Source organism: Enterobacter sp. GD03975 (genome assembly GCF_029838645.1).
GTDB lineage: Bacteria > Pseudomonadota > Gammaproteobacteria > Enterobacterales > Enterobacteriaceae > Enterobacter > Enterobacter quasihormaechei.
Genome location: NZ_JAOBZC010000003.1, coordinates 316214 through 342472, shown reverse-complemented (window position 1 = coordinate 342472; position 26259 = coordinate 316214). Strand labels below are relative to the sequence as shown.

Sequence of the window (26259 nt, the reverse complement as noted above, 5' to 3'; positions counted from 1 at the left end):
GAACCAGGCTGCGACGATACCTTGACACGTCTAACCCTGGCGTTAGATGTCATGGGGGGCGATTTTGGCCCTACCGTGACAGTGCCTGCAGCATTGCAGGCACTGAATTCTAATTCGCAACTCACACTTCTATTAGTCGGTAATCCCGACACAATCACGCCATTACTTGCAAAAGCTGACTTTGAACAACGTTCGCGTCTGCAGATTATTCCTGCGCAGTCAGTTATTGCCAGTGATGCCCGGCCATCGCAGGCTATTCGTAATAGCCGTGGCAGCTCTATGCGCATGGCGCTGGAGCTGGTGAAAGAAGGGCGAGCGCAGGCTTGCGTCAGCGCGGGAAATACGGGCGCGCTGATGGGGCTGTCGAAATTATTGCTCAAGCCGATTGAGGGCATTGAGCGTCCGGCGCTGGTGACGGTGTTACCGCACCAGCAGAAGGGCAAAACGGTGGTGCTCGATCTGGGCGCTAACGTAGATTGTGATAGTACAATGCTGGCTCAGTTTGCCGTGATGGGGTCGGTGCTGGCAGAAGACGTGGTCGGGATTAACAACCCCCGCGTTGCGTTATTAAATATTGGTGAAGAAGAAACCAAAGGCCTGGACAGTATCCGCGACGCTGCGGAAATACTCAAACAGGTTCCCTCCATCAACTATATTGGTTATCTCGAAGCCAATGAGTTGCTGACGGGCAAAACGGACGTATTAGTGTGTGATGGCTTCACCGGAAACGTAACGTTGAAGACCATGGAAGGGGTCGTACGAATGTTCCTTTCCCTGCTGAAATCGCAGGGAGACGGTAAAAAAAGGTCCTGGTGGCTGATTTTATTAAAGCGTTGGTTACAAAAAAGCCTGACGCGGCGATTCAGTCACCTCAACCCCGACCAGTATAATGGCGCCTGTCTGTTAGGATTGCGCGGCATCGTGATTAAGAGTCATGGCGCCGCCAATCAGCGAGCCTTTACCGTCGCGATTGAACAGGCAGTGCAGGCGGTGCAGCGACAAGTTCCTCAGAGAATTGCCGCTCGCCTGGGATCTGTATTAGCTAAAAGTGACTGAGCGTACATGTATACGAAGATTTTAGGTACCGGCAGCTACCTGCCAAAACAAGTGCGTACCAACGCCGATCTTGAAAAAATGGTAGATACGTCTGACGAGTGGATTGTCACGCGCACAGGTATCCGTGAACGTCGTATCGCCGCGCCAGACGAAACTGTGTCCACCATGGGCTACGAAGCCGCTCAGCGCGCGCTTGAGATGGCTGGCATTGATAAAGAACAGATCGGGCTTATTGTGGTGGCGACAACGTCTGCCACGCATGCCTTCCCAAGCGCGGCGTGCCAGGTGCAGAACATGCTCGGTATTAAGGGCTGCCCTGCGTTTGACGTTGCCGCAGCGTGTGCGGGCTTCACCTATGCGCTGAGCATCGCCGATCAGTACGTGAAATCGGGCGCGGTAAAATATGCGCTGGTGATCGGCGCTGACGTGCTGGCGCGTACCTGCGATCCAACCGATCGCGGCACGATCATTATTTTTGGCGACGGTGCGGGCGCGGTACTGCTGGGGCAGTCCGACGAGCCGGGCATCATCTCCACGCATCTGCATGCTGACGGTCGCTACGGCGAACTGTTAACGCTGCCTAACGCCGATCGCGTTAACCCGGACAGCGCGATCTACCTGACGATGGCGGGTAACGAGGTGTTTAAGGTGGCCGTCACTGAACTGGCCCACATCGTTGACGAGACGCTGGAAGCAAATAATCTGGACCGCGCCGCGCTCGACTGGCTGGTGCCGCACCAGGCTAACCTGCGTATTATCAGCGCGACGGCGAAGAAGCTGGGCATGTCAATGGATAACGTTGTGGTGACGCTCGATCGCCACGGCAATACCTCTGCGGCATCGGTACCGTGCGCATTTGACGAAGCGGTACGCGATGGACGAATTAAACGGGGCCAACTGGTCTTGCTTGAAGCCTTCGGTGGTGGGTTCACCTGGGGTTCCGCGCTGGTTCGTTTCTAGGATAAGGATTAAAAAATGACGCAATTTGCTTTTGTGTTCCCGGGACAGGGCTCGCAAACCGTTGGGATGTTGTCTGAAATGGCGGCAAACTATCCGGTTATCGAAGAGACTTTCCGTGAAGCTTCTGACGCGCTGGGTTATGATCTGTGGGCGCTGACCCAGCAGGGTCCGGCCGAAGAGCTGAACAAAACCTGGCAGACCCAACCGGCACTGCTGGCTGCCTCCGTTGCGCTGTGGCGCGTATGGCAGCAGCAGGGCGGCAAAGCGCCAGCGTTGATGGCGGGCCACAGTCTCGGCGAATATTCTGCGTTGGTCTGTGCGGGCGTTATTGCCTTTGCTGATGCGGTTCGTCTGGTTGAATTGCGTGGTAAATTCATGCAGGAAGCGGTGCCAGAAGGCACGGGCGGCATGTCTGCCATCATCGGTCTCGATGATGCTTCTATTGCGAAAGCGTGTGAAGAATCTGCTGAAGGTCAGGTGGTTTCTCCGGTAAACTTCAACTCGCCGGGCCAGGTGGTTATTGCCGGTCATAAAGAAGCGGTTGAACGTGCCGGTGCCGCCTGTAAAGCAGCGGGCGCGAAGCGCGCGCTGCCGCTGCCGGTGAGCGTGCCGTCTCACTGTGCTCTGATGAAGCCTGCTGCCGATAAGCTGGCGGTTGAGCTGGAAAAAATGACCTTTAACGCACCGACGATTTCCGTTGTGAATAACGTCGATGTGAAATGCGAAACCGCACCCGACGCTATCCGTAACGCGCTGGTTCGCCAGCTTTACAGCCCGGTGCAGTGGACCAAAACCGTTGAGTTTATGGCGTCTCAGGGCGTTGAGCATCTGTACGAAGTCGGCCCTGGTAAAGTTCTCACCGGCCTGACGAAGCGTATTGTTGACACCCTGACGGCCTCGGCGATTAACGAGCCGGAAGCAATGAAAGCGGCACTCTCGCAATAAAAGAGGAATACCATGAGTTTTGAAGGAAAAATTGCCCTGGTGACCGGCGCAAGCCGCGGTATCGGGCGTGCTATTGCTGAAACACTGGTTGCGCGCGGCGCGAAAGTGATCGGGACTGCGACCAGCGAGAAGGGCGCAGAGGCCATCAGCGAGTATCTGGGTGCGAACGGTAAAGGTCTGGTACTGAATGTGACTGAGCCAGCATCTATCGAATCTGTTCTGGAAAATATTCGCGCAGAGTTTGGCGAAGTGGATATTCTGGTCAATAATGCCGGGATCACTCGCGACAACCTGCTGATGCGAATGAAAGATGATGAGTGGAACGATATTATCGAAACCAACCTGTCATCTGTATTCCGTCTGTCAAAAGCGGTAATGCGCGCTATGATGAAAAAGCGTCATGGTCGTATTATCACTGTGGGTTCTGTGGTTGGTACCATGGGAAATGCTGGTCAGGCTAACTACGCTGCGGCGAAAGCAGGTCTGATCGGTTTCAGTAAGTCGCTGGCGCGTGAAGTCGCGTCCCGCGGAATTACTGTAAACGTTGTTGCTCCGGGCTTTATTGAAACGGACATGACGCGTGCGCTGACGGATGATCAGCGTGCGGGTACGCTGGCGGCAGTTCCGGCGGGTCGTCTTGGCGACCCTAAAGAAATCGCCAGCGCGGTTGCATTTTTAGCCTCTGACGAAGCGGGTTACATCACTGGTGAAACCCTCCACGTCAACGGCGGGATGTACATGGTTTAATCACGATCGAAAATATTTGCGTTATTTGGGCAAATGGCCTCAAAATAACGTAAAATCGTGGTAAGACCTGCCGGGATTTAGTTGCAAATTTTTCAACATTTTATACACTACGAAAACCATCGCGAAAGCGAGTTTTGATAGGAAATTTAAGAGTATGAGCACTATCGAAGAACGCGTTAAGAAAATTATCGGCGAACAGCTGGGCGTTAAGCAGGAAGAAGTTGTGAACTCCGCTTCCTTTGTTGAAGACCTGGGCGCAGATTCTCTTGACACCGTTGAGCTGGTAATGGCTCTGGAAGAAGAGTTTGATACTGAGATTCCGGACGAAGAAGCTGAGAAAATCACCACCGTTCAGGCTGCCATTGATTACATCAACGGTCACCAGGCGTAAGTGAACATCTCCAGGCGGTCATTCGACCGCCTGAGTTTTATCTTTTGTAGTCCCACGAATCTCTTTTTTTATCCCTCCCTGGAGGACAAACGTGTCTAAGCGTCGTGTAGTTGTGACCGGACTTGGCATGTTGTCTCCTGTCGGCAATACCGTAGAGTCCACCTGGAAAGCTCTCCTTGCCGGTCAGAGCGGCATCAGCCTAATCGACCATTTCGATACTAGCGCCTATGCAACGAAATTTGCTGGCTTAGTAAAGGATTTTAACTGTGAAGAGATCATCTCGCGCAAAGAACAGCGCAAGATGGATGCCTTCATTCAATATGGAATTGTCGCTGGCGTTCAGGCCATGCAGGATTCTGGCCTTGAGATTACGGAAGAGAACGCTACCCGTATCGGCGCTGCTATCGGCTCCGGGATTGGCGGCCTTGGCCTGATTGAGGAAAACCATACGTCTCTGATGAATGGCGGCCCACGTAAAATCAGCCCGTTCTTCGTTCCGTCTACGATTGTAAACATGGTGGCAGGTCATCTGACCATTATGTTTGGCCTGCGTGGCCCAAGCATCTCAATCGCGACAGCCTGTACGTCTGGCGTGCATAACATCGGCCAGGCCGCGCGTATTATCGCGTACGGCGATGCAGATGCTATGGTTGCGGGCGGTGCTGAAAAAGCCAGTACCCCGCTGGGTGTCGGTGGCTTCGGTGCAGCGCGTGCGCTCTCAACCCGTAACGATAACCCGCAGGCGGCAAGCCGTCCGTGGGATAAAGACCGTGACGGTTTCGTGCTGGGTGACGGTGCGGGCATGATCGTACTGGAAGAGTACGAACACGCGAAAAAACGTGGCGCGAAAATTTATGCTGAAATCGTTGGCTTTGGCATGAGCAGCGATGCGTATCACATGACGTCACCACCAGAAAATGGTGCGGGCGCCGCGCTGGCTATGGCTAACGCGATTCGTGATGCGGGCATTACTCCGGCACAGATTGGCTACGTTAACGCACACGGGACGTCTACTCCTGCGGGCGATAAAGCAGAAGCGCAGGCTGTTAAGTCTATCTTCGGCGAATCTGCCAGCCGTGTACTGGTGAGCTCCACGAAATCCATGACCGGTCACCTGCTGGGTGCGGCGGGCGCGGTAGAGTCAATCTACTCTATCCTGGCGCTGCGCGATCAGGCTGTACCGCCAACCATCAACCTGGACAATCCGGATGAAGGTTGCGATCTGGACTTCGTTCCTCACGAGGCACGCCAGGTGAGCGGTATGGAGTACACCCTGTGTAACTCCTTCGGTTTCGGTGGAACTAACGGTTCTCTGATCTTCAAAAAGGTCTGAGTCTGATTAGTCACTGACGTTAAAAAAGGTCCGCTTGCCGGGCCTTTTTTATTAGGTGAAATCCACTTGTCCGGCTATCAACATCCTGCCAGACTGTGCCTCCACGCATAAGGAGCCACCATGTTTTTAATCAATGGCCTTGAGCAAGAAACGCTGCCGGCAAGCGACAGGGCGACCCAGTTTGGCGATGGCTGTTTCACAACCGCGCGTATTCTCGACGGTGGCGTGTGCCTGCTCGAAGCCCATATCCTTCGTTTACAAAAAGCCTGCGAAACGTTACTGATCCCCTTTTCAGCGTGGGGCATTCTTGAAAGCGAGATGCGTCGGCTGGCGTCAGCGAAAACAAGCGGCGTTTTGAAGGTGATCATCAGCCGCGGCAGCGGCGGGCGAGGGTACAGCGGCTCTGCCTGCCTGCATCCTACGCGGATCCTTTCCGTTTCAGATTATCCTTCCCACTACGCGCACTGGCGTGAAGAGGGCATAGCGCTGGCGCTGAGCCCGGTACGCCTGGGGCGAAACCCGATGCTTGCCGGAATAAAACATCTTAACCGCCTTGAACAGGTGCTTATTCGTACTCATCTTGAGCAGACGGAGGCCGGGGAGGCGCTGGTTCTTGACAGCGAAGGGTACATTACGGAATGCTGTGCGGCTAATTTACTCTGGCGGAAGGGCAGTGACGTATTCACGCCTTCGCTGGAGCAGGCCGGTGTCAACGGCATAATGCGACAGTTTTGTTTGCAACAGCTGGCACGCGCTGACGTTCGCGTTGTCGAAGTTAACGCTAAGGAAGAGGCGCTGCTGGCCGCGGATGAAGTTGTTATCTGCAATGCGCTAATGCCCGTTGTCCCCGTTTGCGCTTATGGCCACACGTGCTGGTCATCCCGCGAGCTGTTCCAGTTTCTGGCCCCGTTATGTGAGCAAACCAGGTAGTCATGAAGAAAATGTTACGCTTTGTCCTCCTTCTTATCGTTGCGTTCGGTATTGCCGGCGGAGCGGGAGTGTGGAAAGTCCGTCAGCTGGCGGACAGCAAGATCCTGATTAAAGACGAGACGATTTTTACCCTGAAAGCGGGTACCGGGCGGCAGGCGCTTGGTCAGCAGCTGTATGGCGACAAAATCATCAACCGCCCACGTGTCTTCCAGTGGCTGCTGCGTATTGAGCCTGAACTGTCCCACTTTAAGGCCGGGACCTATCGCTTTACCCCTGGCATGACCGTGCGCGAGATGCTGCAACTGCTGGAGAGTGGTAAAGAAGCCCAGTTCCCGCTGCGTTTTGTTGAGGGTATGCGTCTGAGCGATTACCTCAGGCAGCTGCGCGACGCGCCGTATATCAAGCATACGCTCAAGGATGATCGCTACCAGACGGTTGCGGAAGCCTTAAAATTCGGCCATCCCGAGTGGATCGAAGGCTGGTTCTGGCCCGACACCTGGATGTACACGGCAGGCACGACGGACGTGGCAATCCTGAAGCGCGCGCACAACAAAATGGTCGCGGCGGTAGAGTCTGCCTGGAAAGGGCGAGCTGAAGGCCTGCCGTATAAAGATCAAAACCAGTTCATGACGATGGCCTCTATCATCGAGAAAGAGACGGCCGTCGCTGCCGAACGCGATCAGGTTGCCTCGGTGTTTATTAACCGTTTGCGCATCGGCATGCGTTTGCAGACCGATCCTACCGTCATCTACGGCATGGGCGAAAACTACAGCGGCAAGATTTCCAGAAAAGATCTGGAGACGCCAACGGCGTATAATACCTACGTCATTAGCGGTTTGCCGCCTGGACCGATCGCAACACCAGGTGAAGCCTCGTTGAAGGCTGCCGCGCACCCGGCCAGGACACCGTATCTCTATTTTGTGGCTGATGGAAAAGGGGGGCATACCTTTAACACCAACCTGGCCAGCCACAATCGCTCTGTTCAGGACTATCTGAAGGCACTTAAGGAAAAAAATGCGCAGTAAATACATTGTCATTGAGGGACTCGAAGGGGCGGGAAAAACCACCGCCCGTAACGTGGTGGTTGATACGCTGACATCGCTTGGCGTCGCCGACATGGTCTTCACCCGCGAGCCGGGCGGCACGCAGCTGGCGGAAAAACTGCGCAGTCTGGTTCTGGATATCAAATCCGTCGGCGATGAAGTTATTACCGACAAAGCGGAAGTGCTGATGTTCTATGCAGCGCGCGTTCAGCTGGTGGAGACGGTGATCAAGCCCGCGTTGGCAGAAGGGAAATGGGTAATTGGCGATCGCCACGATCTCTCAACCCAGGCGTATCAGGGAGGTGGCCGAGGTATCGATCAGGCCATGCTGGCTACGCTTCGCGACGCGGTTCTGGGCGATTTCCGTCCTGACCTGACGCTGTATCTCGACGTGACCCCTGAGGTGGGCCTGAAGCGCGCTCGGGCGCGCGGCGAGCTGGACCGAATTGAACAGGAGTCTTTTGACTTCTTTAACCGCACCCGCGAGCGTTATCTGGAACTGGCCGGACAGGACAGTACCATTCGTACCATCGACGCGACGCAATCCCTGGATAACGTGACGCGTGATATTCAGCAGACCGTTACGCAGTGGGTACAGGAGCAGCAGGCATGAAATGGTATCCATGGTTGCGCCCGCACTTTGAACAGCTGATCAACAGCTATCAGGTTGGTCGGGGGCATCATGCGTTACTGATCCAGACCCTGCCGGGCATGGGCGATGATGCGTTGATTTACGCCATCACGCGCTTTCTGATGTGCCAACAGCCGGAAGGGCATAAAAGCTGCGGCAAATGCCGTGGCTGCCAGCTCATGCAGGCGGGCACGCATCCTGACTATTACACCCTCGAACCCGAGAAGGGCAAAAATACGCTCGGCATCGACGCGGTGCGTGAGGTCAGTGAGAAACTGTACGAATATGCGCGTCTGGGAGGGGCGAAAGTGGTGTGGCTGAAGGACGCCGCGCTGCTCACGGAAGCCGCTGCCAACGCGCTGTTAAAAACGCTGGAAGAGCCGCCAGAGAATACCTGGTTTTTCCTCTCCTGCCGCGAGCCGGGCCGACTGCTGGCGACGCTGCGTAGCCGCTGCCGTCTTCACCACCTTGCAGCCCCTCAGGAGTCGTGGGCGCTCGCCTGGCTGGAGCGAGAAGTGACGGTGTCACAGGATGCGGCGCTCTCGGCGTTGCGCCTGTGCAGCGGTGCGCCTGCGGCTGCGCTGGCCTTATTGCAGCCGGAGGTGTGGTCCCAGCGTGAAACGCTTTGTCGTGCGGTTGAATCAGCCCTCGATAACCATGACTGGCTGAGCGTCCTGCCAGCGCTGAACAGCGATCAGGCTCCGGAACGGCTCCACTGGCTGGCCGCACTGCTGCTGGATGCGCTCAAAATCCAGCAAGGGGCGACGCTTCTGACTAACCCTGACGTGTGGACGCTGGTCACCACGCTGGCGAATCGCCTGTCCGGGTCGTCGCTGCACGCTATCCTTCATGATATCTGCCAGAGTCGTGAACAACTTTTGACGGTAACCGGTCTTAATCGCGAGCTTTTACTGACCGACCAGTTACTGCGTATCGAACACTACCTGCAACCGGGTGTTATACCGCCGGTTTCCCACCTCTGAGAGAGACATTATGTTTTTAGTCGACTCACACTGCCATCTTGATGGCCTGGATTATCAATCCCTGCATAAAAATGTGGACGACGTGCTGGCGAAAGCAGCCGAGCGCGATGTGAAATTTTGCCTGGCCGTGGCGACCACGCTGCCGGGCTACCGCACCATGCGTGAACTGGTTGGCGAGCGTAACAACGTTGTCTTCTCCTGCGGCGTGCATCCGCTGAATCAGGATGAAACGTACGAGGTTGAGGATTTACGCCGCCTTGCCGCAGAAGAGGGCGTCGTGGCGATGGGCGAGACCGGCCTCGATTATTTCTATACGCCAGAGACGAAACTTCGCCAGCAGGAATCCTTCCGCAACCATATCCGTATTGGCCGTGAACTGAATAAGCCGGTTATCGTTCATACCCGCGACGCACGCGCCGACACGCTGGAGATCCTGCGGGAAGAAAAGGTGACGGATTGCGGTGGCGTACTACACTGTTTCACAGAAGACAGAGAAACGGCGGGTAAGCTGCTTGATTTAGGCTTTTATATCTCGTTTTCGGGGATCGTTACGTTCCGTAATGCTGAACAGCTGCGTGATGCCGCGCGCTATGTTCCGCTGGATCGTATTCTGGTGGAAACCGATTCCCCGTACCTGGCGCCGGTGCCTCATCGCGGCAAAGAGAACCAGCCGGCGATGACCCGTGACGTTGCTGAGTATATGGCCGTTCTGAAAGGTGTCAGTATTGACGAGCTGGCTCGCGTGACCACGGAAAACTTCGCCAGCCTGTTCCATATCGACCCCGCCCGCCTGCAATCTGTCTGATACGCCTGTTTTTTTTAGGCTCGTAATTAATAAGCAAAACGAGTAAAGTTCACCGCCTCATTCAGGGCGGTGATGGCGATTTTAGACACATCCAGACATGCTTTATGTAAATATCTGCAAGTTTTTTGGTCGTCTTGAACTGAAACGTGATAGCCGTCAAACAAACTCAGAGGGAATTATTTTACTCTGTGTAATAAATAAAGGGCGCTTAGATGTCCTGTCCACGGCGCGGTACTCCCCCCGGGCCAATGCGTGAAAGCGTAAAAAAAGCACAAATACTCAGGAGCACTCTCAATTATGTTTAAGAATGCATTTGCTAACCTGCAAAAGGTCGGTAAATCGCTGATGCTGCCAGTATCCGTACTGCCTATCGCAGGTATCCTGCTGGGCGTCGGTTCTGCAAACTTCAGCTGGCTGCCAGCCGTAGTTTCCCACGTGATGGCCGAAGCAGGCGGTTCTGTTTTTGCTAACATGCCGCTGATCTTCGCTATCGGTGTTGCGCTGGGCTTCACCAATAACGACGGTGTATCCGCTCTGGCGTCCGTTGTTGCTTACGGCATCATGGTGAAAACCATGGCTGTGGTTGCGCCGCTGGTCCTGCATTTACCTGCTGAAGAGATTGCCGCTAAGCACCTGGCAGACACCGGTGTTCTCGGTGGTATCATCTCCGGTGCGATTGCAGCGTACATGTTTAACCGCTTCTATCGCATCAAGCTGCCTGAGTATCTGGGCTTCTTCGCGGGTAAACGTTTTGTGCCGATCATTTCGGGTCTGGCCGCGATTTTCACCGGTGTGGTCCTGTCCTTCATCTGGCCACCAATCGGTACGGCTATCCAGACCTTCTCTCAGTGGGCGGCTTACCAGAACCCGGTTGTGGCGTTCGGTATCTACGGCTTCATTGAGCGCTGCCTGGTGCCATTTGGTCTGCACCACATCTGGAACGTTCCATTCCAGATGCAGATTGGTGAATACACCAACGCAGCAGGTCAGGTGTTCCACGGTGACATCCCTCGCTACATGGCGGGCGACCCAACGGCAGGTAAACTGTCTGGTGGCTTCCTGTTCAAAATGTATGGTCTGCCAGCCGCTGCGATTGCTATCTGGCACTCTGCTAAACCAGAGAACCGTGCAAAAGTGGGCGGTATCATGATCTCCGCAGCGCTGACCTCGTTCCTGACCGGTATCACCGAGCCGATCGAGTTCTCCTTCATGTTCGTTGCGCCGATCCTGTACATCATCCACGCGGTACTGGCAGGTCTGGCATTCCCAATCTGTATCCTGCTGGGTATGCGTGACGGTACGTCCTTCTCTCACGGCCTGATCGACTTCATCGTTCTGTCCGGTAACAGCAGCAAGCTGTGGCTGTTCCCAATCGTGGGTGCGGGCTACGCAGTGGTGTACTACACCGTCTTCCGCGTGCTGATCAAAGCACTGGACCTGAAAACTCCGGGTCGTGAAGATGCAACTGAAGACAGCAAAGCCGGTGCGACCAGCGAAATGGCACCTGCACTGGTTGCGGCCTTCGGCGGTAAAGAAAACATCACTAACCTGGACGCGTGTATCACTCGTCTGCGTGTGAGCGTTGCCGACGTGGCGAAAGTAGACCAGCCGGGTCTGAAAAAACTGGGCGCAGCGGGCGTCGTTGTTGCAGGTTCTGGTGTTCAGGCTATCTTCGGAACAAAATCCGATAACCTGAAAACCGAAATGGATGAGTACATCCGCAACAACTAAGCTGTGACCTGGGGAGACTAAGGCAGCCGAATGGCTGCCTTTTTTATTGCTGCGGTTTGTGGTGCGAGGTGGCGGCTACGCCTGACCGGCCCTGGATGAGGGGTAGGCCCGGTAAGCGTAGCGCCACCGGGCTTAAACTCAGAAGTCGTAGCTCGCGCTCACCGAAACGTTCAGCGGTGCGCCATACACCACATACGATCCGACGTAGTCGTAATACTCTTTGTCGAACAGGTTGTTGACGTTAGCCTGAACGGCAAAGTCTTTGGTGACCTGATAGCGGCTGAACAGGTTCACCAGCCCATAGCTGCCTTGCTCCGCGCGGGAACGTCCTGCCGGACCGCCTTCCACGTCCGTCCATACCTTGTTCTGCCAGTTTACGCCACCGCCCACGGTCAGCGCCGGCAGCATGGGCAGCTGATAACGGGTGAACAGCTTCATGGTCGTGCGCGGCTGATCGGAACTGACGGCGTTGCCATTTTTATCTTCAGCAATATAACGCGTCGCGCCGAAGGTCAGCTGCCAGTTATCGGTCAGGGCACCGTTGAGCTCGAATTCAACGCCTTTGCTGACCACGCCGTCCAGCGATTTATAAATCGACTCACCGCTCGGCATGTAGGTATAGGTGTTGCTTGCGACGTTATCCTGCTCAATGCGGAAAATCGCCAACGAGGTGGTGAGGCGGGTATTAAACCAGTCGGCCTTCACGCCCGCTTCATAGCTTTTGCCCGTGGTAGGGTCGAGATAACGTCCGCTGGCGTCGCGCTTATCCTGCGGCTGGAAGATGGAGGTATAGCTGACGTAGGTCGACCAGTCCTCATTGATGTCATACACCAGGCCCGCGTATGGCGTTACGTCATCTTCGGTACTTTCCAGACGGGTGTTTGGGGAACCTGCCGGATTATAGCGAATGTTATAGCTGGTGTAGCGCGCGCCCAGAATCAGGTGCAGCGGGTCGGCCAGCGAGAAACGCGCGGAGGAATAGGCTGAAGACTGACGAATATCATCTTTGCTGTAGAGCTTCCACGGGGTCCACTGCGGATCGGCAATGTTCCCGTTCCAGTTCTTAAAGTTGCCGACGTCAACCATGCCGTATACCGCATCCGGCATGGTATTGTCGTAATGGTTGCGTTGACGGCTGAAGCTGCCGCCGAACATCATTTCGTGCTGACGACCAAAGAGATCGAAGCCGCCGCGCAGGAAGGCGTCGACCGCATCCTGTTTACGTTCCCCGCGGTTCCAGCCGCCGTAACCCACCAGGCCCGCGCCGGTCTCTTTATCAGGATAACCGGACATATACATCAGCTTAGAGTCAAAGTTGGTTTCAGCATGCATGCCGTTGATGTGCGCTTCCCAGCCATTATCGAAACGCTGGGTCAGGTTAGCGAAGATGCGAGTGCTGTCTTTATCCGAATAGGCCCAGTCAGGCGCGACGGTCTGGCTGCGATTGTAGTTAGTCTTACTTCCGTCGCTGTACCAGGTCGGCAGGCCACCCCAGGTTGGGTCGGCGGTATGGCTTTCCTGATACTCATATCCTACCGAGAGGGTCGTGCTGTCGGTGACATCCGCGTCCATCACGCCGTAGAGGAATTTCTTCCGGTAGTGGTAGTTATCCACGAAGCTGTCGTTGTCCTGATAACCGGTGATAAGACGGCCCCGCACCTTACCTGACTCCACCAGCGGCGCCTGGAGATCCAGCACGTAGCGCTGCTTGTCCCAGCTGCCGTAGCTGGCGGAGACGTTGCCTTTAAATTCCGGGCTGTCCGCATGCTTGCGCACCATATTAACGTACGCCGCCGGGTTGCCCGTCCCGGACATCAGGCCGGTGGCGCCGCGGACCACTTCAATGCGGTCATATATTGCGGTGTCGGCGGCGGTATCACCAAAGTTCCACACTTCACTGATGGACGTCGGAAGGTCGTCATAGGCGTAGTTGCTGACGAAAAATCCGCGTGAGTAAAACACGGTACGGTCGCTATCCTGCACCTGCGCCGTAATGCCCGTGGTGTTCGTCAGCACCTGGCCGATAGATTGCAGATTCTGATCAGCCATACGCTGCTGGCTAATGACGCTGACGGACTGCGGGATATCACGAGGGACCAGCAACAGTTTGGTGCCGGTAGTGGTGGTTTTTACGCTGTAATCCTGATCCTGGCTGGCAGACAGATCCTGTGTGTTGTCAAAACCTCCGTCAACGACGACGGTATCTTCGGTTAAAGCAGCGAAAGCGGCGGTTGGCGTCAATGCCATAGCAATGCAGGCTGTCAGCAACGAAGGTGTTGCGACAGGCTGGCGTTGCCCATCCCTGGTGTGATTAATGAAAGACATCATCAAACCCTTAGTGAATGGTGAAGGTGGTGCGCGACAGCTCCGCTAGCACGGGCTGACGTCGTTTTCTATGTTAAAAATGCGCATGAAAATGCAAATGCGAAATATACGCATTGTGATTAACGCTGTAAACAGATGTTTCGGGATGAACTGAAATCAGGTTTCAGAATAGAAATGTCCTAAAGCGATGCCTCTTCAGCCAGATGGCGGACAATCAGGAAAGAAATCACGGGAGAAGGTTGAAAGGACAGGAGAAAGTCGCTCATACTCTTGTGTTGTGTCATGCAGTAAAACAGACAATGTGTGTTAACAACGGACGCACGACGCCAGATTAAATTTAAAAGGAAAAGGTCATGGCTGAAGAAACGATTTTCAGTAAAATTATCCGCCGCGAAATTCCGTCGGATATTGTCTATCAGGATGAACTGGTCACGGCTTTCCGCGACATTTCTCCCCAGGCGCCGACGCACATCCTTATTATTCCCAATATTCTCATCCCGACCGTCAATGACGTTAAAACCGAGCACGAAGTGGCGCTAGGCCGTATGCTTACGGTGGCCGCGAAAATCGCTGAGCAGGAAGGGATTGCTGAAGACGGATACCGTTTGATCATGAACTGCAATCGCCATGGCGGGCAGGAAGTCTATCATATTCATATGCATCTGCTGGGTGGACGTCCACTGGGACCGATGCTGGCACATAAAGGTCTTTAATATGTTAATTGGGCGTATTGCAGCGCTGATCGTGACGCTGGTAATGGTAGGGTGCAGCGCGCGTCCTGCCATCCCGGTCAGTGAAGAACAGACGCTGGTGATGGAGTCTTCAGTGCTTGCTGCGGGCATCACGGCCGAGCAGCCTTCACTGACCATTAGCGAAATCCAGTCTTCTGCCTCCTCTACGCTCTATAACGAAAGGCAAGAGCCAGTGACGGTGCATTATCGCTTCTACTGGTATGACGTGAGAGGTCTTGAGATGCATCCGCTTGAGGCGCCGCGCAGCGTGACCATTCCGGCAAGATCGTCGGTCACGCTCTACGGCAGCGCCAGCTATCTGGGTGCACATAAGGTGAGACTTTATCTTTATTTGTAAGGGGTGAACCTTGATTAAAACGATGAGCCGTTATGCGCTCCTGAGTGCCTTCGCACTCTTTCTGGCAGGCTGTGTGACGCGAACTGAAGAACCTGCACCGGTGGATCAGGCGAAGCCGGGGACGGAACAGCCCACAACGCCGGCGGAACCTGTGCCAACCGTGCCGTCTGTACCGACCATTCCGGCGCAGCCTGGCCCGATCGAACATCAGGACGATACCGCACAGCCTGCGCCGCGCGTGCGCCACTATGACTGGAACGGCGCGATGCAGCCGATGGTGGGCAAAATGTTGCAGGCACAGGGCGTTACGCCCGGCAGCGTCCTGCTGGTGGACAGCGTGAACAACCGTACGAATGGTTCCCTGAATGCGGGCGAAGCAACGGAAACGCTGCGCAATGCGCTGGCGAACAACGGTAAATTTACGCTGGTCTCAGCCCAGCAGCTCGCGGTCGCTAAGCAACAGCTTGGTCTGTCGCCTCAGGACAGCCTGGGTTCGCGCAGTAAAGCCATTGGCATTGCCCGCAACGTTGGCGCGCAGTATGTCCTTTATTCTAACGCGACGGGTAACGTGAACACGCCGTCGTTGCAGATGCAGTTAATGCTGGTTCAGACCGGCGAAATTATCTGGTCAGGTAAAGGTGCCGTTACGCAACAATAATCGCACGCGTCATGATGTCCTGACGCGCTATTTCCCACAGTACCGTGTTATCGCGCCGCAAGCCCCCGTCGGGCTTGGCGGCGCGAGTTGCATTATTGAGCATGGTGATCATCGGCTGGTTTTACGCCAGCATCATGATGCCGCCGCGGCTGCCTCCCATTTTCGACGTCAGTTCCGCGCCCTGAAGCGCCTGCCCGCCGACCTTGCGCCGCAACCCCATCTTTTTATCAGGGACTGGATGGCGGTGACGTTTATTGCGGGTGAGATCAAACGCGAGCTACCCGATCCCCCGACGCTGGCAGCCATGCTGTATCATCTGCATCGCCAGCCGCGTCTGGGCTGGCGGGTAACGTTGCTCCCCTTGCTGGAACGCTACTGGCAGCAGGCCGCGCCGGGACGACGCACGCCATTCTGGCTGGCGCAGCTGAAGCGGCTGCGTAAAGCGGGAGAGCCGCAGGCGTTACGCCTGGCACCGCTGCATATGGACGTCCACGCGGGGAATATCGTTCATACGGCGGCAGGCGAGAAACTTATCGACTGGGAATATGCCGGGGACGGTGACGTGGCGCTCGAACTTGCCGCGGTCTGGATGCCCGACGAGGCCTCGCGCGGACAGCTGATAGCCGCTTATGCCCGAAACGCCAACATGAATGCGCACACCCTTGCGCGGCAGGTTGCGCACTGGCGACCGTGGGTAATCATGCTCATGGCGGGCTGGTTTGAAATGCGCTTTCAGCAAACAGATGACGAACAATTTATTGCGCTGGCAGATGATGCCTGGCGCCAGTTACAAACGAAAGGATAAGAGAGGTTGGTGTGGGTCCAGTAATGTTGGATGTTGAGGGGTTTGAGCTGGATGCGGAAGAGCGCGAAATCCTGGCGCACCCGCTGGTAGGGGGGCTGATTCTTTTCACCCGCAATTATCACGATCCGGCGCAGCTGCGTGAGCTGGTTCGTCAGATCCGCGCGGCTTCGCGCAATCACCTGGTGGTCGCGGTAGATCAGGAAGGTGGCCGCGTACAGCGTTTCCGGGAAGGGTTTACCCGTTTACCTGCCGCGCAATCTTTCGCAGCGCTGCTGGGAACCGAAGAGGGCGGTCAACTGGCGCAGGACGCTGGCTGGCTGATGGCCAGCGAGATGATCGCCATGGATATCGACATCAGCTTCGCTCCGGTGCTGGACGTGGGCCACATCAGCGCGGCAATTGGTGAGCGTTCGTATCATCACGATCCGCGTATCGCGCTGGCAATGGCGACGCGCTTCATAGACGGAATGCATGACGCGGGCATGAAAACCACCGGCAAACACTTCCCGGGCCACGGGGCGGTGACGGCGGATTCCCATAAGGAAACGCCGCGCGATCCGCGCCCGGAAGCAGAAATTCGCGCTAAAGATATGTCTGTTTTCCGCTCACTGATCACCGATAACAAGCTGGACGCGATCATGCCTGCGCACGTCATTTACAGTGATGTCGATCCTCGCCCGGCCAGCGGCTCTCCGCACTGGCTGAAAACCGTGCTGCGTCAGGAGTTAGGCTTCAACGGCGTGATTTTCTCCGACGATTTATCCATGGAAGGAGCGGCGATCATGGGCAGCTATGCTGAACGTGGACAGGCTTCTCTGGATGCGGGTTGCGATATGATCCTCGTCTGCAATAATCGTAAAGGTGCGGTGAGCGTGCTGGATAACCTGTCGCCGATCAATGCTGAGCGTGTTACACAATTGTATCATAAAGGTTCATTTAGTCGTCAGGAGCTGATGGACTCGGCGCGCTGGAAAGCGGTAAACGCCCAGCTTGAAGCCCTGAACGAGCGCTGGCAGGCACATAAAGCAGCCCTTTAATTCATCCCGGAAGGCGTAGCGTGGTGAGACGATGATCATCTATTTACACGGTTTTGACTCAAACAGTCCTGGTAATCATGAGAAAGTGCTGCAATTGCAGTTTATCGATCCGGATGTTCGGCTGATTAGCTACAGCACGCGTCATCCGAAGCATGACATGCAGCATCTGCTGAAAGAAGTGGATAAAATGTTGCAGCTTAATATCGACGATCGCCCGCTGATTTGCGGCGTAGGGTTGGGGGGATACTGGGCAGAACGCATCGGTTTTTTGTGCGATATGCGCCAGGTCATTTTCAATCCTAACCTGTTCCCGAACGAGAACATGGAAGGCAAGATTGACCGTCCGGAAGAGTACGCCGATATCGCAACCAAATGCGTGAGCAATTTCCGTGAAAAGAACCGCGATCGCTGTCTGGTGATCCTCTCCCGCAATGATGAAGCGCTGAACAGCTCCCGCGCCGCCGAGCTTCTGCATCATTACTACGAAATTGTCTGGGACGAAGAGCAGACCCACAAGTTCAAAAACATCTCGCCGCATTTGCAGCGTATTAAGGCCTTCAAAACGCTGGGCTGATCTCCCTGAACCTGATAGAGGCCCGGTACGCGAAAGCGTGCCGGGCCTCTTTTTTGTCGGAATTGTCTACTTTTAAACCATCAAAACTTGATACATATCAATTTTGGTATGACCAATGCGCCTGACGTGCTATTCTCAATGAATCTGAATGGTTTCAGCGCAGTAACCTGTTGTTAATTAAGGGTTATTTCTATAACTTTTAATTAACAATTGGTTAATAATTTGAGGGGGGTCACGTTGACTACGCCATTGAAAAAGATAGTGATTGTCGGCGGTGGTGCTGGCGGACTGGAGCTGGCGACACAGCTGGGTAAGAAGCTGGGGCGCGGTAAGAAAGCCAAGATTACGCTGGTGGATCGTAACCACAGCCACCTGTGGAAGCCACTCCTGCACGAAGTGGCGACCGGGTCGCTGGATGAGGGCGTGGATGCGCTGAGCTATCTGGCGCATGCGCGTAACCACCATTTCCAGTTCCAGCTGGGCTCCGTGGTGGATATCAACCGTGAAAATAAAACCATCACGCTGGCCGAGCTGCGGGATGACAAAGGCGAGCTGCTGGTCCCTGAGCGCAAGCTGGCCTATGACACGCTGGTGATGGCGCTGGGCAGTACGTCCAATGACTTCAACACGCCAGGCGTGAAAGAGCACTGCATCTTCCTGGATAACCCGCATCAGGCGCGTCGTTTCCATCAGGAAATGCTTAACCTGTTCCTGAAATACACCAATAACATGGGTGCCAACGGCAAGGTTAACATTGCTATCGTGGGCGGCGGGGCAACGGGCGTTGAGTTATCGGCGGAGTTGCACAATGCGGTTAAGCAGCTGCACAGCTACGGCTACAAGGGGCTGACTAACGAAGCGCTGAACGTGACGCTGGTGGAAGCAGGTGAACGCATTCTGCCGGCGCTGCCGCCGCGTATCTCCGGCGCTGCCCATAACGAGCTGACCAAGCTGGGCGTGCGCGTGCTGACCCAGACCATGGTGACCAGCGCGGATGAGGGCGGTCTGCATACCAAAGACGGCGAGTACATCCAGGCCGACCTGATGGTCTGGGCCGCTGGTATCAAAGCGCCTGATTTCATGAAGGATATCGGTGGGCTGGAGACGAACCGCATTAACCAGCTGGTGACCGAGCCGACGCTGCAAACCACGCGCGATCCGGACATCTTCGCCATCGGTGACTGTGCCTCCTGCGCGCGTCCGGAAGGCGGGTTTGTGCCTCCTCGCGCTCAGGCAGCGCACCAGATGGCAAGCCTTGTGCTGCACAACATCCTGGCGCAGGCGAAAGGCAAACCGATGAAAGCCTATGTCTACAAAGACCATGGATCTCTGGTGTCGCTCTCCAACTTTTCCACCGTAGGCAGCCTGATGGGTAACCTGATGCGCGGCTCCATGATGGTTGAAGGGCGTATCGCCCGCTTCGTGTACATCTCTCTGTACCGTATGCACCAGATTGCGCTGCACGGCTACTTCAAAACCGGCTTAATGATGCTGGTCGGCCGTATCAACCGCGTGATCCGCCCACGCCTGAAGCTGCACTAATTGCTCTCTCCCTCCGGGCCCGCCGGAGGGAATTTTTAGCACATCATGCTGTTCATCCCGCTCCTGACGCTTAAGAGTTCTCCTAAACGCGCGTAATCCCAGGTCAATGCCCCATTTTTTGATCCTTTGTCTTATTGGCGAAGCGCTTAGCGCGCTGCAAAATTGCTACCAATTGCAACAAAGGAGGAAGTCCCGTGAATAAATCAATGTTGGCGGGTATAGGGATTGGCGTCGCAGCTGCGCTGGGTGTGGCTGCCGTTGCCAGTCTGAACGTACTTGATCGTGGCCCGCAGTATGCGCAGGTGGTTTCCGCTACACCGATTAAAGAGACGGTCAAGACGCCTCGTCAGGAGTGCCGTAATGTTTCTGTCACCCATCGTCGTCCGGTTCAGGACGAAAACCGTATTGCGGGTTCCGTGCTGGGTGCGGTTGCCGGTGGGGTGATTGGTCATCAGTTTGGTGGTGGCCGTGGTAAGGATGTCGCGACGGTTGTCGGTGCGCTGGGTGGCGGTTATGCCGGTAACCAGGTGCAGGGCGCGATGCAGGAAAACGACACCTACACCACAACGCAGCAGCGCTGTAAAACCGTGTATGACAAGTCTGAAAAAATGTTGGGTTACGACGTAACCTACAAAATCGGCGACCAGCAGGGGAAAATCCGCATGGATAAAGATCCTGGCACGCAAATTCCGCTCGACGGTAATGGTCAGCTGATACTGAATAACAAAGCGTAAAAAAGATGTTCTCTGAACTTAGCTCCTCATGCGCTCAGGCTGAGGAGCTTTTTTTTTGCTTCAGAGCTTAAGCAGTTCTGGCCACAGGCGCAGCGTTGTTTGCGTAATACCCTGCAACTTTTCCAGCGTCGCGCCTTCACGGGCGCTGATCGACATCCCCTGCAAAATACAGCTCAGATACTGGGCCAGCTCCTGCGGACGGCAGTGCGCCGGAATTTCGCCGCGCTGCTGGCGCTGAGTCAGAAACGTACTGAGCGTCTCCTCCTGCATCGCATGACGTGATTTAACCGTGTTGGCTATCTCCTTCGACGATGCGGCGAGGGTGGCGGAGGTGTTGATCATAAAACAGCCCGCGGGCGTGTCTTTACTGGTGAAGCAGGTTGCAACCGCGCAGAAATAATCCCGCAATGCCTGCTCAACGGTTTTATCTTCACAGAACAGTTGCGCTTCATGTTTTGCCGCGAAGCGCGAGATGTATCTGTCCAGAACGGCCCGGAATAAGCCTTCTTTGTTGGTGAACTCTGCATAGAGGGTAGGGGCTTTCGCGCCGGTTGCTTCCACCAGATCGGAAAGCGACGTGGCTTCATACCCATGCTGCCAGAAGAGCGTCATGGCCTTATCGAGCGCCGCATCCCTGTCGAACACTTTTGGTCGGCCACGGCTTTTCTTTGCGCAACTCGTGACGTCGGTTGTCATATGCCGTTGGTCCTCTGTTGATTTGTTGAATAATCATTATAAAAATAAATGCCTGCTACGACCAGCAGTGATTACTGAAAAATAATTTTAATTTATCTTTATGAAATATAAGGCAAAACAAATTAATTTAATGGTCATTATAAAAATGGGTTGACGCGTGACCTGGATCACATCTATCATTTACCTATCGATCGTTAATTAAATAACTAACGACCACACCATCATCTGCTAAAGGTAAAAAATTATGAAAAACGTTAAAACCCTCATCGCTGCCGCCGTTCTGAGTTCACTCTCTTTCGCAAGCTTCGCTGCTGTTGAAGTTCAGTCTACTCCAGCAGACCAGCAGAAAGTCGGTACCATCTCTGCCACCGCCGGAACTAACCTGGGCTCTCTGGAAGATCAGCTGGCGCAAAAAGCTGACGAAATGGGTGCGAAATCGTTCCGCATCACCTCTGTGACCGGTCCTAACACCCTGCACGGTACCGCAGTTATCTACAAATAAGCGTAACGCAACCCTCCGTTATGCCACTGCAATAAAAAACGCCCTGCTCATGCAGGGCGTTTGTCGTTATGACTGATTTACATCGACTGTTGCTCAACCTCATGATGCCGCGTGACGTTGGTCGGCATTCCCGAGCGCGCTTCCATCGCCCGCTCCATCACCGCGCCGTCGGTGTTGGCGTTCGTTTTAAAGCTCACCATAGCCGCATTCAGATTGATAGGCAGCGTCTGCGGATCGTCATTGATGTTTTTCGACAGCGGCTGGTGGATCTCAACCAGACGGACGCCACCCGGCTCTTCAGACACCTTAATCGGCGTGTTGATGATATTCACTTTCGTGCCAGGGGTAATCACGTTGTACAGCGTCTTGATGTCGTCATCGCGCAGGCGAATACAGCCGGAGCTGACGCGCATCCCGATCCCGAAATCCGCATTCGTGCCGTGCAGAAGATAAACACCACCGTAGGCCGCCAGGCGGATCGCGTGGTGCCCCATCGGGTTGTCCGGGCCAGCGGGAACCACAGCGGGCAGATCGATGCCTTGCGCTTTATAGCGGGCGCGAATGTTTGCCGTCGGCGTCCAGGTAGGATTGGCGCGCTTATCAGAGACGGTGGTGACCATGGTCGGGGTAAGCGTATCGCCCCCCAGCTGGCCGATACCGATAGGGTAGACGGTGACTTCATTCTTGCCCGGCGGGTAGTAATACAGACGCAGCTCGGCGAGATTGATCACAATGCCCTGACGCGGCGCGTCCGGGAGAATGGTTTGCAGTGGAATCGTCAGCACGCTGCCGGCCCGGGGCACATAGGGGTCAACGCCCGGGTTGGCCTGCAACAGCGCCAGGAACCCGACATTATATTTTTTGGCAATTGCTTCCAGCGAGCCGCCATCATTTTCAACGACATGGAAGCGGTTCTGGCCCACGACGTTGCTGCCGGCAGGCGGAAGAGGCCAGGTATTAGCGCGCGCGGGCAGCGCAACGGCAACCGCTGCGGCCAGCGCAAACAGCGTGATCCAGCGGGTAAAACGCGAAGAGGTCATCATTATCATAATCCATACAAATGATAAGGTTATTGTTTTATAAGGCGTTAATGATAAGTATGGCGAATGTATAGTCGGGAAGATTGGGCGAAGTGCAAAGAGTTTGTAAATTGTCCCCCACCAGCCGAACGCTGGCGGGGGCAAATTTTTTAAGCGATAGCGTTCTCTTCCAGCTGGCGCATAAAGTTACGCACCCAGTCCATGCGTGTTTTACGCTCTGTCAGATCCTGGGTGAATTTCAGACGCGTCGGGCCATCAAGACGGAAATGCTGCGGCTGTTTTTGCAGCAGGCCAATCAGCCACATCGGGTCGACGTGGTTCTTCTCGGCAAATTCAATCATGCCGCCTTTCTCGTTGCCTTCGAGCTTGCGGATCCCCAGCTTCTGCGCCTGCTGACGCAGCCGGGCGATATCCAGCAGGTTGCGCGCCGCGTCCGGCAGAATGCCGAAACGGTCAATCAGCTCAACCTTGATCTCCTCGAGCTCGCCTTCGCTTTTCGCGCTGGCAATGCGTTTGTAGAACGACAGTCGCGTGTTGACATCTGGGATAAAGTCGTCCGGCAGCAGGGAAGGCATGCGCAGCTCCACTTCGGTCTGCTGGCTGGTGAGATCTTCCAGAGACGGTTCTCGTCCGGCTTTAAGCGCGTCGACGGCATTTTCCAGAAGCTCCATATACAGCGAGAAACCGATGGTCTCCATGGAGCCGCTCTGGTCTTCACCCAGCAGCTCACCGGCGCCGCGGATCTCCAGGTCGTGCGTCGCCAGCGCAAAGCCCGCACCCAGATCTTCCAGCGAGGCGATGGCTTCAAGACGCTTTTGCGCGTCGGTGGTCATCGCCTTCGGATGCGGCGTCAGCAGCCACGCGTAGGCCTGATGGTGCGAACGCCCGACGCGGCCGCGCAGCTGGTGCAGCTGGGCCAGACCGAAGTGATCCGCGCGCTCGATGATGATCGTGTTTGCCGTCGGGATATCGATCCCGGTTTCAATGATGGTGGTACACACCAGCACGTTAAAGCGCTGGTGGTGGAAGTCGTTCATCACCCGCTCCAGCTCGCGCTCGCGCATCTGGCCGTGACCGATGGCGATGCGCGCTTCCGGCACCAGCTCTGCCAGCCTGTCGGCGGCTTTCTGGATATTTTCGACGTCATTGTAGAGATAGTAAACCTGGCCGCCGCGCAGCACTTCGCGCAGGATCGCCTCGCGCACCACCAGATTGTCATACTCGCGCACGAAGGTTTTCACCGCCAGACGGCGCGCCGGCGGGGTGGCGATAATCGACAGATCGCGCATGCCGCTCATCGCCATGTTCAGGGTGCGCGGGATCGGCGTTGCGGTCAGGGTCAGGATGTCGACGTCGGCGCGCATCGCTTTGATGCGCTCTTTATGGCGCACCCCGAAGCGGTGCTCCTCGTCGACAATCAACAGGCCCAGATCTTTCCACTTCACGTCGCTTTGCAGCAGCTTGTGGGTACCGATCAGGATATCAATTTTGCCTTCGGTTGCCTGCTCCAGGATCTGCGTCTGCTCTTTGGCGCTGCGGAAGCGGGACAACATTTCGATACGCACCGGCCAGTTGGCGAAGCGGTCGCGGAAGTTGTCGAAGTGTTGCTGGGCAAGAAGGGTGGTCGGCACCAGCACCGCCACCTGCTTGTTGTTCTCAACCGCCAGGAAAGCGGCGCGCATCGCCACCTCGGTTTTACCGAAGCCCACGTCGCCGCAAACTAAACGGTCCATCGCCAGCGGCTGGCACATGTCGCTCAGCACCGCGTTGATAGCCTGAGCCTGATCCGGCGTAGTTTCAAACGGGAAGCTGTCGCAGAACAGCTGGTATTGCTCTTTATCATGCTTAAACGCATAACCCTCTTTGGCCGCACGCTGGGCGTAAATGTCCAGCAGCTCGGCGGCCACGTCGCGCACTTTTTCCGCCGCTTTCTGCCGCGCGCGTGACCAGGCGTCGCCACCCAGCTTATGCAGCGGCGCGTTATCTTCGGCACCGCCCGCGTAGCGGCTGATCAGGTGCAGAGACGACACCGGCACGTACAGTTTGGCGTCGTTGGCGTAGGTCAGCATCAGGTATTCACCTTTGATGCCACCGGCTTCGAGGGTGGTCATACCCTGATAGCGACCCACACCGTGTTCCAGGTGCACGATCGGCTGACCGGGATGCAGCTCGGCCAGGTTGCGGATCAGGGTGTCCGGGTTGATGGTGCGACGGCTGTCCTGACGACGGCGCGCCACGCGTTCGCCCAGCAGATCGCTTTCACAAATCAACGCCAGGTTATTGAGCGTATCAATGAATCCGTGCTCGGCGGCGCCGATCATCAGATAACGACCGTTACCGGTCGCCTCGCTTAGCCGCAGAATGCGTTTTGGTGCGACCTTGATCCGTCCCAGCAGTTCACCCAGCGCTTCACGGCGACCTTCGCTCTCAACGGAAAACACCACCGGTCCGGTAAAGGACTCAAGGAATTTGCGCAGATTATCCAGCGGGGATTTCTGCTGCGCCTGGACGGCCAGATCGGGCAGCGTACGGAACGCGAGATTGGTGTTCGCCGCCTTATCGGCAAGCGAGTCGGTTTTGAGCTGCATGCGCGGCCAGCGTTTCAGCTCGGCGTTGAGCTCATCGGTACGCAGCCACAGCATTTCCGGCGGCAGCAGCGGACGCATCGGGTCCACGCCCCGGTTTTCAAAGCGGGCGCGCGTCTCGCTTTCAAAGCGGCTGGCGCTGGCGTCGATATCGCCGGTATTCACAATCAGCGTGTTTGCCGGGAAGTAGCTGAACAGCGCCGGCAGCGGCTCGTTAAAGAACAGCGGCTGCCAGTATTCGATCCCGGCTGGCAGGGTGCCCTTGCTGACCTGCTGATAGATATGTTCAGCATCGCGCTTCACGTCGAACCTGTCGCGCCACTGGCTGCGGAACAGTTCGATGGCGGTTTTATCCGTCGGGAACTCATGGGCGGGCAGCAGGTTAATGGATTCCACCTCTTCCAGCGTGCGCTGGGTGTCGGCGTCGAACACGCGAAGGCTGTCGATCTCGTCGTCGAAGAAATCCAGACGATACGGCTGATCGCTGCCCATCGGATAGAGATCCAGCAGCGCGCCGCGCGTCGCGTACTCACCGTGCTCCATCACCTGGTCGACATGACGATAGCCAGCGCCGTCCAGCTGCACGCGCAGGGCATCGCGCGACAGGCGCTGGCCTTTTTTCATCACCAGCGCGTGGCCGTGCAGGTAGCTGTGCGGGCAAACGCGCTGCATCAGGGTATTTACCGGCACAATCAGTACGCCGCGCTGCATGGTGGGAAGCTGGTACAGCGTCGACAGGCGCGAGGAGATAATCTCCTGATGCGGAGAGAAACTGTCGTAGGGAAGCGTTTCCCAGTCGGCCAGGCTGAAGACCAGGCTGTCGGTGAACTGGCGGATCTCATCGTGCAGGCGCAGGGCGTTTTGCATGTCAGGGGCAACCAGCACCACCGGCCCAGGATGCCGCTCGGCAATTTCCGCCACCAGAGTGGCGCAGGCCGCGCCCGTCAGTTCGCCGAGCTGGCGTTGATCGCCTGGTTTAACAGGCAGGGAATAACGATAGTGTTCAGGCATGGCTATGTCAGAGTCTCTTGGGGATATACCAACAGTATTGGGGCATATCACTGATACGCAATGTCTTTATTATCCTCGATCGTTTTGCATTAGCAAATCGTAACCG

25 protein-coding genes are annotated in these 26259 nt (G+C 55.8%); 21 read left to right on the top strand and 4 right to left on the bottom strand.

What is annotated here, in order from left to right; all coding sequences use genetic code 11:
• Positions 1-21 precede the first annotated feature (21 nt).
• The 12 genes from plsX to ptsG all read left to right on the top strand — a co-directional run bounded on the left by plsX (position 22) and on the right by ptsG (position 11555).
• Positions 22-1056, top strand: a complete 1035-nt coding sequence (plsX, locus tag N5C09_RS07975; RefSeq protein ID WP_203464446.1) for a phosphate acyltransferase PlsX — start codon at positions 22-24, stop codon at positions 1054-1056.
• A gap of 6 nt (positions 1057-1062) precedes the next feature.
• Entirely contained in the window at positions 1063-2016 is a 954-nt protein-coding gene (locus N5C09_RS07970; protein ID WP_063866364.1) for a beta-ketoacyl-ACP synthase III, read from the top strand.
• 15 nt (positions 2017-2031) lie between these two features.
• Positions 2032-2961: an ACP S-malonyltransferase gene (fabD, locus tag N5C09_RS07965; RefSeq protein WP_023335277.1), complete on the top strand. Its 930-nt coding sequence runs from the start codon at positions 2032-2034 to the stop codon at positions 2959-2961.
• Between the two features lie 12 nt (positions 2962-2973).
• Positions 2974-3708 carry a 3-oxoacyl-ACP reductase FabG gene (fabG, locus tag N5C09_RS07960; RefSeq protein WP_023335278.1) on the top strand — a complete coding sequence of 245 codons (735 nt, stop codon included), beginning with the start codon at positions 2974-2976 and terminating at the stop codon, positions 3706-3708.
• 154 nt (positions 3709-3862) lie between these two features.
• Positions 3863-4099 carry an acyl carrier protein gene (gene acpP, locus N5C09_RS07955; RefSeq protein WP_003857954.1) on the top strand — a complete coding sequence of 79 codons (237 nt, stop codon included), beginning with the start codon at positions 3863-3865 and terminating at the stop codon, positions 4097-4099.
• 91 nt (positions 4100-4190) lie between these two features.
• Positions 4191-5432: a beta-ketoacyl-ACP synthase II gene (fabF, locus tag N5C09_RS07950; protein ID WP_063866366.1), complete on the top strand. Its 1242-nt coding sequence runs from the start codon at positions 4191-4193 to the stop codon at positions 5430-5432.
• A 120-nt stretch (positions 5433-5552) separates the two neighbouring features.
• Positions 5553-6362, top strand: coding sequence for an aminodeoxychorismate lyase (gene pabC / locus N5C09_RS07945; RefSeq protein ID WP_279748807.1), 810 nt, complete (start codon positions 5553-5555; stop codon positions 6360-6362).
• A 2-nt stretch (positions 6363-6364) separates the two neighbouring features.
• The gene (yceG, locus tag N5C09_RS07940) at positions 6365-7387 is read left to right on the top strand and encodes a cell division protein YceG (protein ID WP_279748806.1); all 1023 of its coding nucleotides are present in this window, start codon (positions 6365-6367) and stop codon (positions 7385-7387) included.
• Positions 7377-8018, top strand: coding sequence for a dTMP kinase (gene tmk / locus N5C09_RS07935; protein ID WP_279748805.1), 642 nt, complete (start codon positions 7377-7379; stop codon positions 8016-8018). Before yceG ends, tmk begins: the two co-directional genes overlap by 11 nt.
• Positions 8015-9019, top strand: a complete 1005-nt coding sequence (gene holB / locus N5C09_RS07930) for a DNA polymerase III subunit delta' (protein ID WP_063866370.1) — start codon at positions 8015-8017, stop codon at positions 9017-9019. The genes tmk and holB overlap by 4 nt, the downstream gene beginning before the upstream one ends.
• A gap of 10 nt (positions 9020-9029) precedes the next feature.
• Positions 9030-9824, top strand: coding sequence for a metal-dependent hydrolase (locus N5C09_RS07925; RefSeq protein ID WP_279748804.1), 795 nt, complete (start codon positions 9030-9032; stop codon positions 9822-9824).
• Between the two features lie 297 nt (positions 9825-10121).
• On the top strand, positions 10122-11555 hold the full coding sequence (ptsG, locus tag N5C09_RS07920) for a PTS glucose transporter subunit IIBC (RefSeq protein ID WP_003857942.1): 1434 nt from the start codon (positions 10122-10124) through the stop codon (positions 11553-11555).
• A 138-nt stretch (positions 11556-11693) separates the two neighbouring features.
• Here ptsG and fhuE read toward each other — a convergent pair whose 3' ends face one another.
• The gene (gene fhuE, locus N5C09_RS07915; RefSeq protein WP_279748873.1) at positions 11694-13880 is read right to left on the bottom strand and encodes a ferric-rhodotorulic acid/ferric-coprogen receptor FhuE; all 2187 of its coding nucleotides are present in this window, start codon (positions 13878-13880) and stop codon (positions 11694-11696) included.
• A 353-nt stretch (positions 13881-14233) separates the two neighbouring features.
• Here fhuE and hinT point away from each other — a divergent pair, with 353 nt between their 5' ends.
• From hinT to N5C09_RS07875, 8 genes are all read left to right on the top strand, one after another.
• The gene (hinT, locus tag N5C09_RS07910) at positions 14234-14593 is read left to right on the top strand and encodes a purine nucleoside phosphoramidase (protein ID WP_006809243.1); all 360 of its coding nucleotides are present in this window, start codon (positions 14234-14236) and stop codon (positions 14591-14593) included.
• 1 nt (position 14594) lies between these two features.
• Positions 14595-14969 carry a YcfL family protein gene (locus N5C09_RS07905; RefSeq protein ID WP_063866373.1) on the top strand — a complete coding sequence of 125 codons (375 nt, stop codon included), beginning with the start codon at positions 14595-14597 and terminating at the stop codon, positions 14967-14969.
• A 13-nt stretch (positions 14970-14982) separates the two neighbouring features.
• Entirely contained in the window at positions 14983-15627 is a 645-nt protein-coding gene (lpoB, locus tag N5C09_RS07900; RefSeq protein WP_102749776.1) for a penicillin-binding protein activator LpoB, read from the top strand.
• Entirely contained in the window at positions 15608-16432 is an 825-nt protein-coding gene (thiK, locus tag N5C09_RS07895) for a thiamine kinase (RefSeq protein WP_279748803.1), read from the top strand. The genes lpoB and thiK overlap by 20 nt, the downstream gene beginning before the upstream one ends.
• Before the next feature lie 11 nt (positions 16433-16443).
• Positions 16444-17469 (top strand): beta-N-acetylhexosaminidase, encoded by a 1026-nt coding sequence (gene nagZ / locus N5C09_RS07890; protein ID WP_279748802.1) that lies wholly within the window; start codon positions 16444-16446, stop codon positions 17467-17469.
• Between the two features lie 31 nt (positions 17470-17500).
• Positions 17501-18043, top strand: a complete 543-nt coding sequence (gene ycfP, locus N5C09_RS07885) for an alpha/beta hydrolase YcfP (RefSeq protein ID WP_032624474.1) — start codon at positions 17501-17503, stop codon at positions 18041-18043.
• A gap of 237 nt (positions 18044-18280) precedes the next feature.
• The gene (locus N5C09_RS07880; RefSeq protein WP_107535128.1) at positions 18281-19585 is read left to right on the top strand and encodes an NAD(P)/FAD-dependent oxidoreductase; all 1305 of its coding nucleotides are present in this window, start codon (positions 18281-18283) and stop codon (positions 19583-19585) included.
• Positions 19586-19779: 194 nt separating this feature from the next.
• The gene (locus tag N5C09_RS07875) at positions 19780-20319 is read left to right on the top strand and encodes a glycine zipper 2TM domain-containing protein (RefSeq protein ID WP_074160888.1); all 540 of its coding nucleotides are present in this window, start codon (positions 19780-19782) and stop codon (positions 20317-20319) included.
• Positions 20320-20379: 60 nt separating this feature from the next.
• On the opposite strand, the gene N5C09_RS07870 is transcribed toward N5C09_RS07875, so the two are convergent.
• The gene (locus N5C09_RS07870) at positions 20380-21015 is read right to left on the bottom strand and encodes a TetR/AcrR family transcriptional regulator (protein ID WP_063449050.1); all 636 of its coding nucleotides are present in this window, start codon (positions 21013-21015) and stop codon (positions 20380-20382) included.
• 244 nt (positions 21016-21259) lie between these two features.
• Between N5C09_RS07870 and bhsA the strand changes: the two genes are divergently transcribed.
• Complete coding sequence (bhsA, locus tag N5C09_RS07865) at positions 21260-21517, top strand: multiple stress resistance protein BhsA (RefSeq protein ID WP_006809234.1); 258 nt, start codon at positions 21260-21262, stop codon at positions 21515-21517.
• A 77-nt stretch (positions 21518-21594) separates the two neighbouring features.
• On the opposite strand, the gene N5C09_RS07860 is transcribed toward bhsA, so the two are convergent.
• Both N5C09_RS07860 and mfd read right to left on the bottom strand, forming a co-directional pair.
• Positions 21595-22560, bottom strand: coding sequence for a L,D-transpeptidase family protein (locus N5C09_RS07860; RefSeq protein ID WP_279748801.1), 966 nt, complete (start codon positions 22558-22560; stop codon positions 21595-21597).
• 146 nt (positions 22561-22706) lie between these two features.
• Positions 22707-26153 (bottom strand): transcription-repair coupling factor, encoded by a 3447-nt coding sequence (gene mfd / locus N5C09_RS07855; protein WP_102749694.1) that lies wholly within the window; start codon positions 26151-26153, stop codon positions 22707-22709.
• Positions 26154-26259 lie beyond the last annotated feature (106 nt).

What these genes read in the sequence shown, in the direction of transcription:
- mfd (WP_102749694.1), bottom strand. Translation starts at nt 26,153, where the DNA reads ATGCCTGAACACTATCGTTATTCCCTGCCTGTTAAACCAGGCGATCAA.
- N5C09_RS07970 (WP_063866364.1), top strand. Translation starts at nt 1,063, where the DNA reads ATGTATACGAAGATTTTAGGTACCGGCAGCTACCTGCCAAAACAAGTG.
- pabC (WP_279748807.1), top strand. Translation starts at nt 5,553, where the DNA reads ATGTTTTTAATCAATGGCCTTGAGCAAGAAACGCTGCCGGCAAGCGAC.
- fhuE (WP_279748873.1), bottom strand. Translation starts at nt 13,880, where the DNA reads ATGTCTTTCATTAATCACACCAGGGATGGGCAACGCCAGCCTGTCGCA.
- holB (WP_063866370.1), top strand. Translation starts at nt 8,015, where the DNA reads ATGAAATGGTATCCATGGTTGCGCCCGCACTTTGAACAGCTGATCAAC.
- fabG (WP_023335278.1), top strand. Translation starts at nt 2,974, where the DNA reads ATGAGTTTTGAAGGAAAAATTGCCCTGGTGACCGGCGCAAGCCGCGGT.
- acpP (WP_003857954.1), top strand. Translation starts at nt 3,863, where the DNA reads ATGAGCACTATCGAAGAACGCGTTAAGAAAATTATCGGCGAACAGCTG.
- yceG (WP_279748806.1), top strand. Translation starts at nt 6,365, where the DNA reads ATGAAGAAAATGTTACGCTTTGTCCTCCTTCTTATCGTTGCGTTCGGT.
- tmk (WP_279748805.1), top strand. Translation starts at nt 7,377, where the DNA reads ATGCGCAGTAAATACATTGTCATTGAGGGACTCGAAGGGGCGGGAAAA.
- N5C09_RS07925 (WP_279748804.1), top strand. Translation starts at nt 9,030, where the DNA reads ATGTTTTTAGTCGACTCACACTGCCATCTTGATGGCCTGGATTATCAA.
- N5C09_RS07860 (WP_279748801.1), bottom strand. Translation starts at nt 22,560, where the DNA reads ATGATGACCTCTTCGCGTTTTACCCGCTGGATCACGCTGTTTGCGCTG.
- N5C09_RS07870 (WP_063449050.1), bottom strand. Translation starts at nt 21,015, where the DNA reads ATGACAACCGACGTCACGAGTTGCGCAAAGAAAAGCCGTGGCCGACCA.
- ptsG (WP_003857942.1), top strand. Translation starts at nt 10,122, where the DNA reads ATGTTTAAGAATGCATTTGCTAACCTGCAAAAGGTCGGTAAATCGCTG.
- bhsA (WP_006809234.1), top strand. Translation starts at nt 21,260, where the DNA reads ATGAAAAACGTTAAAACCCTCATCGCTGCCGCCGTTCTGAGTTCACTC.
- ycfP (WP_032624474.1), top strand. Translation starts at nt 17,501, where the DNA reads ATGATCATCTATTTACACGGTTTTGACTCAAACAGTCCTGGTAATCAT.
- hinT (WP_006809243.1), top strand. Translation starts at nt 14,234, where the DNA reads ATGGCTGAAGAAACGATTTTCAGTAAAATTATCCGCCGCGAAATTCCG.
- N5C09_RS07905 (WP_063866373.1), top strand. Translation starts at nt 14,595, where the DNA reads ATGTTAATTGGGCGTATTGCAGCGCTGATCGTGACGCTGGTAATGGTA.
- fabD (WP_023335277.1), top strand. Translation starts at nt 2,032, where the DNA reads ATGACGCAATTTGCTTTTGTGTTCCCGGGACAGGGCTCGCAAACCGTT.